Annotated in this window: 12 protein-coding genes; 4 read left to right on the forward strand and 8 right to left on the reverse strand. The window is 70.4% G+C overall.

Annotated elements, in window-relative coordinates; all coding sequences use genetic code 11:
• The first annotated feature begins 93 nt into the window (after positions 1-93).
• Entirely contained in the window at positions 94-1,080 is a 987-nt protein-coding gene (locus tag ABH935_RS40575; protein ID WP_370383294.1) for an LLM class flavin-dependent oxidoreductase, read from the forward strand.
• Positions 1,081-1,857: 777 nt separating this feature from the next.
• Here ABH935_RS40575 and ABH935_RS40580 read toward each other — a convergent pair.
• The 3 genes from ABH935_RS40580 to nucS form a co-directional block, all read right to left on the reverse strand.
• On the reverse strand, positions 1,858-2,262 hold the full coding sequence (locus ABH935_RS40580) for an SCO5389 family protein (protein WP_370383295.1): 405 nt from the start codon (positions 2,260-2,262) through the stop codon (positions 1,858-1,860).
• Between the two features lie 254 nt (positions 2,263-2,516).
• On the reverse strand, positions 2,517-3,485 hold the full coding sequence (locus ABH935_RS40585; protein WP_370383296.1) for a hypothetical protein: 969 nt from the start codon (positions 3,483-3,485) through the stop codon (positions 2,517-2,519).
• 116 nt (positions 3,486-3,601) lie between these two features.
• Entirely contained in the window at positions 3,602-4,279 is a 678-nt protein-coding gene (gene nucS, locus ABH935_RS40590) for an endonuclease NucS (protein WP_370383297.1), read from the reverse strand.
• Positions 4,280-4,600: 321 nt separating this feature from the next.
• On the opposite strand from nucS, the gene ABH935_RS40595 reads away from it, so the two are divergent.
• Entirely contained in the window at positions 4,601-4,924 is a 324-nt protein-coding gene (locus ABH935_RS40595; protein ID WP_370383298.1) for a hypothetical protein, read from the forward strand.
• A gap of 110 nt (positions 4,925-5,034) precedes the next feature.
• Here ABH935_RS40595 and ABH935_RS40600 read toward each other — a convergent pair whose 3' ends face one another.
• Entirely contained in the window at positions 5,035-6,990 is a 1,956-nt protein-coding gene (locus ABH935_RS40600) for a protein meaA (RefSeq protein ID WP_370383310.1), read from the reverse strand.
• Positions 6,991-7,300: 310 nt separating this feature from the next.
• Here ABH935_RS40600 and ABH935_RS40605 point away from each other — a divergent pair, with 310 nt between their 5' ends.
• Complete coding sequence (locus ABH935_RS40605; protein ID WP_370383299.1) at positions 7,301-8,674, forward strand: MFS transporter; 1,374 nt, start codon at positions 7,301-7,303, stop codon at positions 8,672-8,674.
• Positions 8,675-8,860: 186 nt separating this feature from the next.
• Here the strand turns inward: ABH935_RS40605 and ABH935_RS40610 are convergent, their stop codons facing one another.
• From ABH935_RS40610 to murA, 3 genes are all read right to left on the reverse strand, one after another.
• Positions 8,861-9,418 carry a GNAT family N-acetyltransferase gene (locus ABH935_RS40610; RefSeq protein WP_370383300.1) on the reverse strand — a complete coding sequence of 186 codons (558 nt, stop codon included), beginning with the start codon at positions 9,416-9,418 and terminating at the stop codon, positions 8,861-8,863.
• A gap of 75 nt (positions 9,419-9,493) precedes the next feature.
• Complete coding sequence (locus ABH935_RS40615) at positions 9,494-10,345, reverse strand: 3-hydroxyacyl-CoA dehydrogenase family protein (protein ID WP_370383301.1); 852 nt, start codon at positions 10,343-10,345, stop codon at positions 9,494-9,496.
• A 121-nt stretch (positions 10,346-10,466) separates the two neighbouring features.
• Positions 10,467-11,783, reverse strand: a complete 1,317-nt coding sequence (gene murA / locus ABH935_RS40620) for a UDP-N-acetylglucosamine 1-carboxyvinyltransferase (protein WP_370383302.1) — start codon at positions 11,781-11,783, stop codon at positions 10,467-10,469.
• 326 nt (positions 11,784-12,109) lie between these two features.
• On the opposite strand from murA, the gene ABH935_RS40625 reads away from it, so the two are divergent.
• Positions 12,110-13,510, forward strand: coding sequence for a hypothetical protein (locus ABH935_RS40625; RefSeq protein ID WP_370383303.1), 1,401 nt, complete (start codon positions 12,110-12,112; stop codon positions 13,508-13,510).
• Positions 13,511-13,634: 124 nt separating this feature from the next.
• On the opposite strand, the gene ABH935_RS40630 is transcribed toward ABH935_RS40625, so the two are convergent.
• Positions 13,635-14,234, reverse strand: coding sequence for a cob(I)yrinic acid a,c-diamide adenosyltransferase (locus ABH935_RS40630; RefSeq protein ID WP_370383304.1), 600 nt, complete (start codon positions 14,232-14,234; stop codon positions 13,635-13,637).
• Positions 14,235-14,477 lie beyond the last annotated feature (243 nt).

Here is a 14,477-nt window from a genome sequence, read left to right on the forward strand (position 1 = left end):
CTGCGGTTACTGGCCAGTATCTACGCGACACCCCCGTTCTGACAGCACCTTCTTGCCTGTGAGAGTCCCCACATGGGTTACACACTGGTACCCATGCGCATCGGCGTTTTTCTGTTGGCAGCGGGCTTTCCGGGCATCTCGCCGGAGCAGACGCTGCGCACGGCACTGAACTACGGCACCGCCGCCGAGGACGCCGGCTTCGACGACGTCTTCATGGCCGAGCACCACTTCATGCCCTACGGCACCTGCCCTTCAGCTCTCACTTTCGCCGCTCTCCTGGCCGGCCGCACCCGGAGCATCGGGATCGGCACCGCCGTGACGGTGCTGAGCACGGCACACCCGGTCGCGGTGGCGGAGCAGGCGGCGATGCTGGACGTGCTCACCGGCGGCCGCTTCACGCTCGGCGTGGGACGCGGCGGCCCGTGGGTGGACCTGGAGGTGTTCGGGACCGGGATGGAGGGGCTGTCCCGCCGGTCGTTCGCCGAGGCGCTGGACGTGCTGTGCGCGTGGGGTTCGCAGGACACTGTTTCGTACGACGGGGAGTTCCACCGCTTTCGGGAGGTCTCGGTGGTGCCGCGCGGACGGCCGCCGATGCTGGTGGCGTGTACGTCCCCTGAGACGGTCGGGATGGCGGCCGGGCGCCGATTACCCATGCTGCTCGGGATGCATGCCGATGATGCGGAGAAGGCGGCGATGGTTCGGGCGTACGGAGCTGCGGCGCCGCACGCTTCGGCGCCGCACGCTTCGGCGGTCGTCGCGCAGGTCGCGGAGTCGCGCGGTGGCGGGGTCAGGCTCCTGCGACAGACGATGCCGCCATGGCTGCGGCCAGGGCTGGCGGGGTACGTGCGGTTCGACGGAACGACGCCGCCGGCACGCGATGCGGACGACTATGCCGAGTTTCTGACGAGGATCCACCCGGTCGGTCCGGCGTCGTACTGTGCGGAGCGCATTCTGGAGGCGCGGGAGGCTACGGGGATCGAGCGCTTCTTGCTGTTCGTCGAGGGCGGGGGGCCTGAGCATACGCTGGGGAATATCAGGGCGCTGGGGGAGGCGGTGCTGCCGGTGCTGCGTGGGGGCTGAGGGTTTCGGGTGCGGTGTTTCTGCGGTTTGCGGGCGATTTTTATGGCTTCGCGGATGGTTTGATGGGCTCGCGGGGTGGCGCGGTTCGGTGGTGTGCCGCGGGTTGCGGTGGCGGCTGGCGGTTTTCGGGGGCACGATCGCGCGGTGGTTCGGGTCGGTGGGCGAGTGTGCTGGCGGCTGGCGGTTTTCGTGTCCACAACCACGCGCCGGTCCGAGTCACTGCGCATGGCGTAGGCGGCAATCGTCGGGCGTGGTGGGCACCTTGAGGCCTCCGGCGGGCGCTCTACAGCGAGGGGGCGACCCGAGCGACCTGCTGTTTGGCGCCGGTCCGCGACTGGTCGGCTTCCTTTACGCTGTTGCCTGCGTCGCGTTGTCTGCTGGCGGTCGCTGCTTGTGGTCACCGAGGTTCTGTGCCCCTCGCCGCGTCGTCGCCTTACGGAACCAGCCCGGTTTGGTGGCGTCAAGCCGCATCACACCTGCTGTGGTGCTGCCTCGTCCGGCTGGACACCACCAAACCGGGCAGGTTGGCTTCGCCCGCCGACGCGGCGAGGGACCCAGAACCAACACCCCGCATGGTCCGGTCGGACACGACGAACCACGTGGTCGTGTTCGCGGGTACCGGCAAGACACAGAAAAGCCGGTGGCGTCCCCTGCCCCCTGGGACGCCACCGGCCGTTCGCAAGTCCTCCGGCCTCGATTCGGGAGCCCGCACCAGCCCGTGATCAGTACGGCTCATCCGCGCCCGAACCGTCCCCACCAGCTCCGGGGACCCGCGGCTCAGCAGTCGCGCAGGAGTGGCGACTGGTTCAGAAGCTGGGCGCGGACCGAGGTGAATCTGCCGTACACCTCGGAGTCCTTGTCCGTGCCGGCTGGGAACACCGCGACGCGGTGGCAGTTCTGGAAGGCCAGGCGCACCCCGAAGTGCCGCTCCAGGCAGCCGCGGATGGCGTCGCTGGCCAGTGCGCGGAGGAGCTGCCCCCGGGCCTGCTCGTCCGGTGGCGGTGTGGTGTTGTCGACGAAGCCGACCTCGCCGGTGCCGTCCACGTGCAGGCGCGTCGACAAGTCGCTGACCATCCGCCACGCGTAAGGCAGCGAGTCCCGGACGCACTCGGCGAACTGCTCGTCCGACACCTCGCCGCGTTCCGCGGCGTCAAGCAAATCCGGGGAAACATCGAGGGACATATCAGGGGACTCCTCCCGGTAGGGGATACACCTAGAGGCATGGCCCATCCCAGAGGTCTTCTAACCTGTCGGGGCGAAGGGCTTTCAAAACGACATCAGCACACGACCGATGTCCAACATCTCGCGCCCCTCCCTGCCCAGAGGTGGTGTGGCCGTGGTGTGGACGTACTCCGGCCGACGGCTGGGGGCGCGCGCTGCGTCGCCGCGCCCCCAGCCGTCGGTGTTTCCCGGTTTCCGCGACCCGCCTGTCGCCGTCAGTGGTAGCCGACCGCGTGCAGCCGAGCCTTATAGAACTCCGCCCCATAAGACAGTCCGCGCGTAAACGTCCGCGCGCCCGAGGCGTTGAAGAACTGCACATCGGGGTTCACCCAGTTCCGGCTGTCCCCGTGATACGTCTTCCCGGTGCTCTGCACCCAGAACGCCTCCCCCGAGGAGTGCTGGCTGAACGACTTCACCGCGTGGTTGGCGTGCACAGTGCTCACCGCGTGCGTCGTCTTGTTGATCGCGATCACCGCGGTGCTGTGGCTGACCAGCAGAATGCCGCTGTCCTTGTACGAGGCGTCCAGGCTGTGCCCCAGATTCCCCGCACCGATCGACACGTCGACCCCGCCGACCAGCCGTGTGTTCCGATAGCTGCCGCTGACCGCGTACGACGTCGCTCTTCCTTGCCCGACGGCCCAGAACCGCTGACGCACGTCGTCGTACCAGAGCCCGTGCGCGCCCGGGAAGTCGATGGTCTGCACCAGCTGCAACGTGCTCGGGTCGTTGACCGAGCTCGGCCCGTAGACGTGCAGGTACCCGCCGGAGGAGGCCGCGACCACCGCGCCGACGTTCGGGATCCGCTCGATCGCGTGCGGATTGGACCCCGGCGACGCCTCCCACAGCAGGCTGCCGGTCCCCTGCGTCCCCGAGGCGTTCTTGCGCACGATCCCGACGTTCCCGCCGGAGGCCGCGACGAGCGCCACCTCGCCGAACTTCGCCGTGCTGCGGAACTTCACGTCCGACAGGTTGGACCAGCCGCCCCCGCCGGGCGACCATACCCAGTGCGGCGCGCCCCAACCGGTCGACGATGAGTAGATCTGGATCTGGTTCCGGTACTGCTCGCACACCGCGACGTCATAGCTCGCGGCCGCCTGAGCCGAGCCCTCGGCCAGCCAGAGCGTGGCCGGCGCGGCCACGACGGCCGCCGTCCCCGCGAGCAGTGACCTTCTGCTGAGTTGCATTCTCGCTCCCACCGTGTTGGTTCCCGTTGGGCAATATCCTGATTCACCCGCTCGGCCGCAGCCAAGAGCCTGGGATGAATTTGGGACGGCGGGAAGCGAGAAACCGCGCCGAGACCTCAGAACAACCGCGAACTCGGGTCGTCCATCCCCCGCAGCACCTCATAGTCCAGCACCGCGCACTCGATCCCCCGGTCCGCCGCCAGCACCCGCGCCTGCGGCTTGATCTCCTGCGCCGCGAACACCCCGCGCACCGGCGCCAGCAGCGGGTCGCGGTTCAGCAGCTCCAGGTACCGCGTCAACTGCTCCACCCCGTCGATCTCGCCGCGCCGCTTGATCTCCACCGCGACGTGGGCGCCGTCGGAGTCGCGCGCCATGATGTCCACCGGCCCGATGGCCGTCGGGTACTCGCGGCGGACCAGCGTCCAGCCGCTGCCCAGGGTCTCGATCTGCTCGGCGAGCAGCTCCTGCAGGTGCGCCTCGACGCCGTCCTTCTGCAGGCCGGGGTCCACGCCGAGGTCGTGACTGGCGTCGAGCTCGACGTCGCGCAACGTGATCACCAGGCGCTCGCCGGCCTTGTTGGTGACCGTCCAGACGATGCGGCCGTCCTCGTCGCCCTCGGACTCCTTGAGCACGCAGGGCGGCGACATCCAGTTGAGCGGCTTGTACGCGCGGTCGTCGGCGTGGATCGAGACGCTGCCGTCGTTCTTCACCATCAGCAGCCGCTTGGCCTCCGGGAGGTGCGAGGAAAGCCGTCCGGCGTAGTCGACGGTGCAGTGGGCGATGACGATGCGCATGGGATCGGAGCCTATCAACGCCGACGATCCTCAACGCCGCTATGACCCCTTTCGGGGCACGGACACGTCGAGCGCCGCGCGGATGGCACCTCGTTCATTACCCGATGCTTGCGTGACGGACCCACAGTGCTTCCCCTATCGCAGTACTAGTCCCGCATACGCACATCGCCGTAACCCGTTCTCGCAGTTGCCGCTATCATTCAGCTCGATACGCTGCTAACCCGCACTCTGTCCGTCACGGCAGGGGCGTGTAGGGGAGCACGCATACGCCTCGTCGATAGTGTCGATGGGCGCCGTTTCGACGCGAGGAGTCGCAGACCGATGAGTTTCATAGCCAAGTGCCTCGAAATCACCGAGAAGAGCTTCGAGGGCGCGGTTGAGGAAGCCGAGGAGTGGAGCGCCCACCGGCACGGCGCGAAGCTGTTCATGAAGCTGGGTATCGCCTACTACGCCGAGCAGCGCCTGGAAGGCCACCACGAGCCCGTGGAGCGCATCCTGAACGCCCTCGACGGCCACGCCGCCGAGCACGGCGAGACCGGCCTGGACCACCTGCGCGCGGCGCACGAGGTGCTGGGCCGCGAATTCGCCGGCGAGCACCACCCGGACGCCGTCGCGGAGAAGGAAGCCGCCGCGGCCGACGCCTGATTCGCGGGGTGAATCCGGGTTCGAATAAGCGTTCAACAAATCGGCGCCCTTCCCAGCGGGATATCCCCTAGGAAGGGCGCCGATTCGCGTCCGGCGGTGAGGGAGTCCGCTCAGACAGCGACCGATCCGGCACGCCGGATCTCTTCGACGATGGTGTGCAGGATCTGCGTGATCCCGAAATCCTTGGGCGTGAACACCGCCGCGACACCGGCCTCGCGCAAGGCCCGCGCGTCGGCGTCGGGGATGATGCCGCCGACCACCACCGGCACCGAGCCGGCTCCGGCCGCCCGCAGTTCGGCCAGCACCTCCGGCACCAGTTGCAGATGCGAGCCGGACAGCACCGAGAGCCCGACGCAGTGCACGTCCTCGGCCACCGCCGCCGCCGCGATCTGCGCGGGCGTCAGCCGGATCCCCTGATAGACGACCTCGAAACCGGCGTCGCGAGCGCGCACCGCGATCTGCTCGGCCCCGTTGGAGTGGCCGTCCAGGCCCGGCTTGCCGACCAGCAGCCGCAGCCGGCGGCCGAGTTCGGCAGAGGCCTGATCCACCTCGGCGCGCAGCACCACCAGTTCCTCGGACGGGATCGCCGTCCCCACGGAACCCGAGACGCCGGTGGGCGCCCGGAACTCGCCGAAGACCTCGCGCAGCACGCCGGTCCACTCCCCCGTGGTGACCCCGGCGCGCACGCACGCCAGCGTCGCGTCCATCAGGTTGGCGTCCGTCGCGGCCTCCCGACGCAGCCGGGCCAGTGCGGCATCCACCGCCGCGCCGTCCCGCTGCGCCTTCCACTCCTTCAGCGCCGCCACGGCGTGCTGCTCCACCGCCGGGTCCACGGTCTGGATCGCCGCGTCCAGGTCGGCGGTCAGCGGGTTCGGCTCGGTCTCGGTGAACTTGTTGACGCCCACCACGACCAGCTCGCCGGACTCGATCTTCGCGCGCCGCTCGGCATGCGCCCCGACCAGCTGCGCCTTCAGATAGCCGGACTCCACGGCCGCCACGACGCCGCCGAGCTCCTCGATCCGCTCGATCTCGGCCCAGGCCGCCTCGGCGATCTCCTCGGTCTTGGCCTCGACCACCTTCGAGCCGGCGAACAGGTCGGGGTACTCCAGCAGGTCCGACTCGTAGGCCAGCACCTGCTGCATGCGCAGCGACCACTGCTGGTCCCAGGGCCGCGGCAGGCCGAGCGCCTCGTTCCAGGCCGGCAGCTGCACGGCGCGGGCCCGCGCGTCTTTGGAGAGCGTCACGGCCAGCATCTCCAACAGGATCCGCTGCACGTTGTTCTCCGGCTGCGCCTCGGTCAGCCCCAGGGAGTTGACCTGGACGCCGTAGCGGAAGCGGCGCAGCTTCTCGTCCGTGACGCCGTAGCGCTCGCGCGTGACCCGGTCCCAGAGCCCTGCGAAGGCCCGCAGCTTGCACATCTCCTCGACGAAGCGCACGCCGGCGTTGACGAAGAACGAGATGCGTCCGACCACCTGGCCGAAGTCCTCCGGCGCCACCTGCCCGGAGTCGCGCACCCCGTCCAGCACGGCGATCGCCGTCGACAGCGCGTAGGCGACCTCCTGCACCGGCTGCGCGCCGGCCTCCTGCAGGTGGTAGGAGCAAATGTTGATCGGGTTCCACTTGGGCAGGTTCGCCACGGTGTAGGCGATGGTGTCGGTGATCAGCCGCAGCGAGGGGCCGGGCGGGAAGACGTACGTCCCGCGCGACAGGTACTCCTTGACGATGTCGTTCTGCGTGGTTCCGGACAGCGCGGCGATGTCAGCACCCTGCTCCTCGGCGGCGACCTGGTACAGCGCCAGCAGCCACATGGCCGGGGCGTTGATGGTCATCGAGGTGTTCATCCGCTCCAGCGGGATGCCGTCGAACAGCGCGCGCATGTCGCCCAGGTGCGAGACCGGCACGCCGACCTTGCCGACCTCGCCGCGGGCCAGGACCGAGTCCGGGTCGTAGCCGGTCTGCGTGGGCAGGTCGAAGGCCACCGACAGACCGGTCTGGCCCTTGGCCAGGTTCCTGCGATACAGGGCGTTGGACTCGGCCGGGGTGGAGTGGCCGGCGTAGGTCCGCATCACCCAGGGACGGTCTCGCTCGACAGATCCGTCGTGAGATCCGTCGTGCCCGGAAGATCTGTATCGACCAGAAGGGCTGTCGCGCTCGGTCACGGGTGCTCCCAAGTGGATGGTGTCGCCGCCCGGGGAGAGGTCGGCGCCTTGGACCGGAGCCTACTGACGGGTAACCGGAGTGTCACCGGTGACCTTGCGCACACCGGTCCGCGGGTCCGCGCAACGACTACTATCTCGATATCAAGCTTCTTGACATCGAGCGATGTGCTGCGTCACACTCCACAGGGACCTGCAGGGCTGACACTAGGGGTGGGACATGCGGTGGGGCAGGAGCCAATCGGCGGGCAGTGGCATCAGGGCTGGCGGCACGGGGCGCCGGGACGATGCCGCCACGGCCGCCGGGACCGCTCCGAAGCGCACCGGGACCATCGCCCAGCTGCGTAACCCACCTGGCGGAAGCGACGCCCGGCGGATGCTCGCGGCGCTGTTCCTGGACCGGGTCGGGAACGGCGTGTGGTCCTCGGCGCTGGTGCTGTATTTCAGCGTCGTGTCCCACCTCAGCGCGGGCCGGATCGGCGCCCTGCTGGGCATCGCCGGGCTGGTCGGCATCGCCGGCGCGCCGGTCGCCGGAGCGCTGGCCGAGCGGTACCCGGTGCGCACGATCCTGGTGGCGTGCCACCTGATCAGGGTGCTGACGCTGTGCGCGGTTCCGTTGTGCCACGGCTTCGTACCGCTGCTGGCGGTCACCACCGCGACGACGCTGTGCGACCGCGGGTCGAAGACCATGGAGATCGTGTTCGCCGGCCAGGCCGCCGGGGAGCAGCGCGCGACGTACCGGGCGCTGTCGCGGGTGGTGATGAACGCCGCGTACGCGCTGGGCGCGGGGCTCTCGGCGATCGCGGTGGCGGTGGGGACCAGCGGGGTATACGAGGCCGTCGTGGTCGGGAACGGGCTGTCGTACCTGGCGGTGGCGGCGCTGGTGATGCGGACGAAGCGGCGGGAGCCGGGCCGTGTCGCCGCTTCCGCTGGTGACGGCGCTCAGAAGGCGAAGGCGCGCGGCCGCAATCCGTGGCGCGACCCGGGCTACCTGCTGTTCGTCCTGCTCGACGTCTTCCTGAACCTGGACGACGCGATCCTGATGGTCGGCGTGCCGCTGTGGGCCGTGACCCGCACCGACGCCCCGCACGCGGTGATCCCGGCGGTCATGGTGATCAACACCCTGATGTGCGTGTTCCTCCAGATGCCGGTCTCGTCCCGGGTGGCCGGCGCCCGGGCGGCGGCGCGTGCGGCGTGCTGGTACGGCGTGGCGCTGCTCGCGGGCTGCGCGCTGATCGCCGGGTCCAGCCACGGCGGCGCGGTGGTCGCGACGGTGACGCTGCTGCTGGCCGCGGTGGTGGTGACGGCGGCGGAGCTGGTGCGCTCGCTGGTGTCGTGGGAGCTGGCGGTGTCGCTGGCGCCGGCGGATGCTCAGGCCTCGTATTTGGGCGTGGCGGGGATGGCGCAGGCGATCGAGCGGTCCGCGGGGCCGGTGGCGCTGTCGACGGTGGTGCTGGCCGCCGGGCCCGTGGGGTGGCTCGGGCTCGGCGTGGTGGTGACCGGGCTCGGGGTGGTGCAGCGGGTGGCCAGCCTGCGGCGGCTGGAGCAGAAGGCCGTGCCTGCCGCCGGTGGTGCGGCGACCGCAGTGGCTTGATACGGTCCGGTGCGGCTTGATGCGGCCTGGCGCGGCTTGATGCTGGCGCGCGGCGCGGCCCGGCGCGGCCCGGCGCGGCTTGGTTCTGGCGCGCGGCGCGGCCTGGTGCGGCCTGGTGCGGCCTGGTGCGGCCTGGTGCGGCCTGGTGCTGGCGCACGGCGCGGCGCGGCTGCGTGCGGCCTGGCTCTACCGCGCGGCGAGCCAGTCGCTCTCCAGCATCGCCATCACGGCGGCGTCGATCCACTCGCCGTCCCAGAACAGCGCCTCGCGCTTGGTGCCCTCCAGGACGAAGCCAACCTTCTCGTACACGTGCCGGGCGCGCGGGTTGAAGGCGTAGACGTCCAGCTCGACCCGGTGGATCTCAACGGTCTCGAAGGCGTGCCGCAGCACCAGCCGCGTCGCCTCTGTCCCGTATCCGCGCCCGAAGACCCGCGCGCCGACCAGCGAAATCCGGAAGCCGCACGAGCGGTTCTCGACGTGCAGGTCGTTCAGGACCACCTCGCCGACGTACGTCCCCGTCTCGTTCTCAACGATCGCCAGATCCAGGCGGTCGTCGTGGTCGGCGCGGGTGGCGTACCAGCGCCGGGCGGCCTCGGGATCGAGCTCGGCGCGGGTGGCGGTCAGGCGGCTGCTCTCCGGATCGGCCAAGAGCTCCAGCAAGCCGGGCGCGTCCTCGGCCGTCACGGGGCGGAGGGTGACCCGGTCGCCAGCCAGGACCGGCTTCTCAGCGAACGAAAGCGTCATGATCGCGATCCTGGCAGGAAACTTCTGCGGCGGCCGCCGATTTTCGCTCCATCGGCGGCCCCTGAACAGCGCGTATCAGTAGCTGTAGAAGCCCTTGCCCGACTTCCGCCCGAGGTCTCCGGCGGTCACCATCCGGTTCAGCAGCTCCGGCGGGCTGAACTTCTCGTCCTGGGTCTCGGTGTAGATGTTCTGCGTCGCGTTGCGCAGGATGTCCACGCCGGTCAGGTCGGTGGTGGCCAGCGGGCCCATGGCGTGCCCGAAACCGAGCTTGCAGGCGATGTCGATGTCCTCGGCGGTGGCCACGCCCGACTCGTACAGCTTCACCGCCTCGACCACCAGCGCGGCGATCAGGCGGGTGGTGACGAAGCCGGCGACGTCGCGGTTCACCACGATGCAGGTCTTGCCGACCTCCTCGGCGAAGGCGCGGGCCCTGGCCAGCGTCTCGTCGGAGGTCTTGTAGCCGCGGACCAGCTCGCACAGCTGCATCATCGGGACCGGGGAGAAGAAGTGGGTGCCGACCACGTCCTGCGGGCGGGAGGTGACGGCGGCGATCTGGGTGATCGGGATCGCCGAGGTGTTGGTCGCCAGGACCGCGCCGGGCTTGGCCAGCTTGTCCAGCTCGCGGAAGATCTCCTGCTTGACCTCGATGTTCTCGAACACCGCCTCGACGATCACGTCGGCGTCGGCGACCGCCTCGGCCAGGTCCGTGGTCGTGCTGATGCGGCCCGTCGCGGCCTCGACCTCGTCGGCGGTGTAGCGGCCCTTGGAAGCGAACTTCTCCAGCGAGGCGCGGATGCCGTCGACGCCGCGCTTGAGGGCGGCGTCGGTCACGTCGCGGACCGCCACCTCGTACCCGGCGGCCGCGGCCACCTGCGCGATCCCCGAACCCATCAGACCGGCGCCGATGACGGCCAGCTTCTTCGACACTGCGCTACCTCATGCTTCACAAGGGGTGATTTGCTTGGACGTCCAAAAAGATAACGCGGGGTCGCCCAAGCCCGGCGCGGACGGCAGCGTAACGCTCGTCACGGGTGCCGGCGCCTGCTCGTCACGGGTACGGGTCGGGGTCCGGCTCCCGCTCGATCTGCGCCCCGAGCGAGCGCAGCTGGGTCACCAGGCCCTGGTACCCGCGGTCGATGTGCCGGACGTCGGACACCGTGGTGTGCCCGTCGGCGACCAGCCCGGCCAGCACCAGCCCGGCCCCGGCCCGGATGTCGGTGGCCCGCACCGGCGCCCCGGACAGCCGCTCGACGCCGCGGATGATCGCGTGGTGTCCCTCGGTGCGCACCGAGGCGCCGAGGCGGGCAAGCTCCTGCAAGAACACGAAGCGCGCGTCGAACAGGTTCTCGGTGACCATCGAGGTGCCCTCGGCGATGGAGTTCATCGCGGCGAACAGCGGCTGCAGGTCGGTGGCGAAGCCCGGGTAGGGCAGGGTGATGATGTCGACGGCCTTCGGACGCCGGTCCATGGACACCCGGAAGCCGGTCTCGTCCGGCACCACCGTCGCGCCGGCCTGCGTCAGCTTGTCCAGGGCGATCTCCAGGTGCGCCGCGTTGCCGCCGTCGATCCGCACGTCGCCGCGGGTCATGGTGGCCGCGACCGCGAACATGCCGGCCACGATGCGGTCGGCCACCACCAGATGCGGCGACGGCGCGGGGGTCAGCGTGTCGACGCCCTCGATGACCAGCGTGGAGCTCCCGGCGCCGTCGATCTTCGCGCCCATCGAGGCCAGCAGCGAACAGATGTCGACGATCTCCGGCTCGCGCGCGGCGTTGTCGATGACCGTGGTCCCGCGGGCCAGGACGGCGGCCATCAGGATGTTCTCGGTGGCGCCCACGCTCGGGAAGTCGAGCAGGATGCTCGCGCCGGTCAGGCCCTTGGGCGCCGAGGCGACCAGGAAGCCGTGCTCCTGGGAGATGTCGGCGCCGAGCCGCTCCAGGCCGTCGATGTGCATGTCCAGCCCGCGCGAGCCGATCGCGTCGCCGCCGGGGTAGGACACCTTGGCCTCGCCCTGCCGCGCCAGCAGCGGGCCCAGCACGCAGATCGACGCGCGCAGCCGGCGCACCAGGTCGTAGTCGGCCTCGGTGCCCGGATCGGCCGGCACGTCGATCACGATGGTCGAGCCCTTCTGCGGCCCGTCCTCCCGCTCCGGGCCGGGCTCCCAGTCCAGCTTCACGTCGCAGCCCAGCCGCCGCAGCAGCTCGGCCATCAGCTCGACGTCCAGGATGCGCGGGACGCCCCGCAGCTCGGTCCGGCCCTCGGCCAGCAGGGCGACGGCCATCAGCTTCAGCGCGCTGTTCTTCGCGCCGCACACCGCGACCTCACCCGCCAGGCGGGCCCCTCCGGCAACTTTGAAACGCTCCACGACCGGCCATCCTGGCACACTCCGCTACCTCCTCCGGGTGACCGGCAGGCAACCTGCGGCTTTCGATTCGCGTCTTCGTAGTCGCCATGGACACCTGGGACAACGCGCAGCCTGACCGTGATCAGCCGATCGGCGGTGCTTCGGCGTCGCCGGAGGACAGTTCCGGGGGGAGCTCCGGGGCGGTTTCGGAGGCTGCTTCGGAGGCCGCTTCGGAGGTCGCTTCGGAGGCCGCTTCGGCGGCGGTTTCGGAGGTCGCTTCGGCGGCGGCCTCGGATGACTCGATCGCGGAAACGGGTGCCGGTGGCGGTGGCGGTGGCGGTCGGAGCGTGGAGGCTTCGGATGCGGCCGAGCAGGTATCGCCGGATCTGCGCCACGCGTTGGGCCTGATCGCCGACGAAGTCGTCTCGGCTCCGCACAGCGACATGCTCCCGCAGGTGATGGCGCGGGCCACCCGCATCCGTCGGCGGCGGCGCGTGCTGCGCGCCGGTTCGGCGACGGCGGTGCTGGTGGTGGCGGCGCTGCTCGGGCCGTCGATCGCCTCGGAGCTGGGAGCGCGCGGCGGTGACGCGTCGGCCGCGCCGCCGCCGTCCGCGATCGAGGACCTGACCAGCGCGTACCCGATGCCGACCGCACTGCAGGACGACAAGGTGGTGGCCGCGACGCCGGCCCTGCCCGCGAACGCGCTGCCGTGGCCGAGCCGCGGCACGCCGGTGCCCGCGCAGGCGGCGGAGGTGGCGAAGTCGTACCTGCTGAACCAGGTCGGGCGGTCGGCGGCGACGGGTACCAAGGCCGCGACGACCGCGACCGTGGCGCCGCTGTGGTCGCAGGTGGACGCGGACACGACGACGCAGGCCTCGACCGGGCACGGCGGGGCGGCGAAGACGGCGCCGCAGTCCACGTACAAAACGTGGCTCTACGTGATGCAGGGGTGGACGACCGGCGCGGACGGAGTGCCGTCGCAGGCGCAACTGCTGGTCGGGGACTACACGCAGACGGGGAAGGGGTCGAGCGAGTCGTCGAGCATGTCGGTCTACGCGGCCCCGGTGACGTTCGCGCACGCGCGGCCGGGGTCGAGCGACGACGCCGACGACGCGCAGCAGATCGCCGAGCTGTCGGTGTACCTGCCGCAGAGCGACCGGCTGGTGGTGCTGGGGGCGCCGCAGACGAAGACGGTGTTGTACGCGAAGACCGGTGGGGATCTGATCCCGCAGAAGACCGACGACGGGGTGGCGGTGTTCCCGCGGACGCATCGGTTGGTGAAGGGGCGGTATGCGGACACGATCCAGGTGCGGGATGCGAACAATGTCGCGCTGACGCCGCCGAAGGCTTGGAGTGCTGGGGATTATCAGCTCACCGGGGGCATGGGGTTGTGGAAGAGCGGTGCGGCGGGGTGGGTGATGGTGCCGCCTCGGGGGGTGGGGGGAATGCGGGGGACGGCGACGCCTGGGCCTACGGCGGGGCCTACTGCTGGACCCAGTGCGGAGCCTTCTGATGCGGGGGCTTCTGGTGTGGGGGCTTCGAGTACGGCGCCTCCGGTGCAGGCGGTGCGGCCCACGGCTGCGTCGTCGGCGTCGGCCGCTAGTAGCTCTGGTACTCCAAGCACTGCCTCCGCGCCGGTTCCGGCTCCTCCGTCGAGCGGCGGCGGTAACGGCTCTGGGACGCCTTCTGCCGATCTGGGTGCGGCCGCCGGTAGTGGTGGCGGCGTGGGGTTCCCGAGCTCGTTCTGAGGGCTGGTAGGGCCCGGTGCGGGCCTGCCTCAGGCGATCGCGGCTGCGGCTGCGATCGGCTGCGGCCGCGGATCTGCCGTGGCACATCCGCGGCAGAACCGAGGCCGATCCGGCCCAGCGGCTACTACCGCTCGCCGCCCGGCACCCACAGCACGTCGCCGTCGCCGCCGTGCGAGTCGGTGTTCGCCACCCGGGCCAGGATGAACAGCAGGTCCGACAGCCGGTTCAGGTACTTCACGGCCAGCGGGTTGATGGCGTCGCCGTACTCCTCGACCGCCGCCCACGTGCTCCGCTCGGCGCGGCGCACGACGGTCCGCGCGACATGCAGCTGCGCCGCGACCACCGTGCCGCCGTTGAGGATGAAGGAGCGCAGCTTGCTCAGCGTCTCGTTCCACTCGTCGCACGCCGCCTCCAGGCGCTCGACGTACTCCGGCTCGATGCGCAGCGGCGGAAACTCCGGATTCTCCGCCGGCGGCGTGCTGAGGTCCGCGCCGAGGTCGAAGAGCTCGTTCTGCACCCGCAGCAGCAGGGTCCTGATCCCGTCGTGCAGCATCCCGAGGTCGTTGTTCGCGAAGGCCACCGCCAGGCCGACCGCGGCGTTGGCCTCGTCGACATCGGCGTAGGCCGCCAGCCGCGCGTCGGTCTTGCGGACCCGGCTCAGGTCGCCGAGGGCGGTCGTGCCGTCGTCGCCGGTGCGGGTGTAGATGCGGGTCAGGTTCACCATGGGATCCACGGTAGTGGGTTGGTGGGGGTGGGGGGTGGGGGCGGGGGGTGGGGTTTGGCGCGTGGGTGCTGGTGTCGGGTGTGGTGCGGTTGATCTGTGGCTTTACAGGCGAATTTTACGGCTTCGCGCAGGGGTTGATGACCTCGCTGGGGACGCAGTTCGGTTGAGTAGTCCTGGCACGGCGTTGCCGCGCCGTCGTGGCGGCGCGAAAATGACCGGTGTGGGTGCTGTCCGTGTCGAGGC

It is taken from the genome of Catenulispora sp. GAS73, assembly GCF_041262085.1.
Taxonomy (GTDB): domain Bacteria; phylum Actinomycetota; class Actinomycetes; order Streptomycetales; family Catenulisporaceae; genus Catenulispora.

Coding starts and splice junctions, on each gene's coding strand:
- ABH935_RS40605 (WP_370383299.1), top strand. CDS start 7,301: ATGCGGTGGGGCAGGAGCCAATCGGCGGGCAGTGGCATCAGGGCTGGC.
- nucS (WP_370383297.1), bottom strand. CDS start 4,279: ATGCGCATCGTCATCGCCCACTGCACCGTCGACTACGCCGGACGGCTT.
- ABH935_RS40580 (WP_370383295.1), bottom strand. CDS start 2,262: ATGTCCCTCGATGTTTCCCCGGATTTGCTTGACGCCGCGGAACGCGGC.
- ABH935_RS40610 (WP_370383300.1), bottom strand. CDS start 9,418: ATGACGCTTTCGTTCGCTGAGAAGCCGGTCCTGGCTGGCGACCGGGTC.
- ABH935_RS40630 (WP_370383304.1), bottom strand. CDS start 14,234: ATGGTGAACCTGACCCGCATCTACACCCGCACCGGCGACGACGGCACG.
- ABH935_RS40575 (WP_370383294.1), top strand. CDS start 94: ATGCGCATCGGCGTTTTTCTGTTGGCAGCGGGCTTTCCGGGCATCTCG.
- ABH935_RS40600 (WP_370383310.1), bottom strand. CDS start 6,990: ATGCGGACCTACGCCGGCCACTCCACCCCGGCCGAGTCCAACGCCCTG.
- ABH935_RS40585 (WP_370383296.1), bottom strand. CDS start 3,485: ATGCAACTCAGCAGAAGGTCACTGCTCGCGGGGACGGCGGCCGTCGTG.
- ABH935_RS40595 (WP_370383298.1), top strand. CDS start 4,601: ATGAGTTTCATAGCCAAGTGCCTCGAAATCACCGAGAAGAGCTTCGAG.